Below are 1,212 nucleotides of genomic sequence, written 5' to 3' on the forward strand. Positions count from 1 at the left end.
CGGAGCCGACGAGGCCTGACCGGCCGCGGACGGGTGAGCCGCCCGCGGACGGGTCAGCCGGCCGCGGCGATGTCCTCGAGCACCGCGAGCATCGTCCGGACGGGGACACCGGTCCCGCCCTTGGGCAGGTAGCCCTCGGCGCCGCCGTCGTTGTAGGCCGGGCCCGCCACGTCGACGTGGGCCCACTCGACGCCCTCGGCGACGAACTCGGAGAGGAACAGGCCCGCGGAGAGCATGCCTCCCCAGCGGTGCGGGGTGACGTTGGTCAGATCCGCGACCTGGGAGTCGAGGCCGTCGCGGAGCTCCTCGGGCAGCGGCATCGGCCAGCCGCCCTCGCCGACCCCCCGGCTGAGCTCGGCCACCCGGTCTCGGAACTCCTCGGTGCCCATGACACCGGGGGACTTCTTGCCCAGTGCGACCATCTGCGCCCCGGTGAGCGTGGCGGTGTCGATGAGGTGGGACGGCGAGTCCTCGCACGCGCGGACGATGGCGTCGGCCAGGATCAGCCGCCCCTCGGCGTCGGTGTTCTGCACCTCGACCGTCGTCCCGCCGTACATGGTGAGCACGTCGCCGGGCCGGTACGCGGTCGAGGACGGCATGTTCTCGGCCATCGGGACGGTCGCCACCACGGTCAGGTCGAGACCGAGCCGGGCGGCCAGGATGACGGTCGCGACCACGGCGGCCGCACCGCCCATGTCCATCGTCATCTGCTCCATGCCCGCGGCCGGCTTGATGGAGATGCCGCCGGTGTCGAAGGTGACGCCTTTGCCCACCAGGGCGACGGGCGGCCGGTTCTCGTTGCCCCGGTGGGTGAGTCGGACCAGGCGTGGTGGCCGGGACGACCCGCCGCCCACGGCCAGGATGCCGCCGTATCCACCGTCGGCCAGGTCGGCCTCGTCCATGATCTCCACCTCCAGGCCCGCGGCGGCGGCGAGCTCGGCGGCGCGGTCCGCGAAGGAACCGGGGAAGAGCAGGTTGGGTGGGGTGTTGACCAGGTCGCGGGCGAGGCCGACGCACTCGGCGATGGTGGCGGCACGGGTCACCGCGTCCTCGCCGCCCTCCGCGACGAACACCTTCACGGTGTCCGCCTTGTCGTCGTCGTCGTTCTTCGCCGTGACCTTGGCCGGCCGGAACGATCCCAGCGCAGCCCCCAACGCGACCGCCTCGGCGCGCCCGGCGTCGAGCAGGACCAGTGCGGCGCCCAGCCCACGG

At 73.5% G+C, this 1,212-nt stretch carries 1 protein-coding gene; it reads right to left on the minus strand.

The genetic code is table 11. The features are described 5' to 3' along the window. Window positions 1–53 precede the first annotated feature (53 nt). The coding region (locus G6017_RS15990; protein ID WP_241731609.1) for a leucyl aminopeptidase at window positions 54–1,212 on the minus strand (1,159 nt) is incomplete at its 5' end.

The sequence above is a fragment of the Dietzia sp. B44 genome (assembly GCF_014145245.1).
Lineage (GTDB): Bacteria > Actinomycetota > Actinomycetes > Mycobacteriales > Mycobacteriaceae > Dietzia > Dietzia natronolimnaea.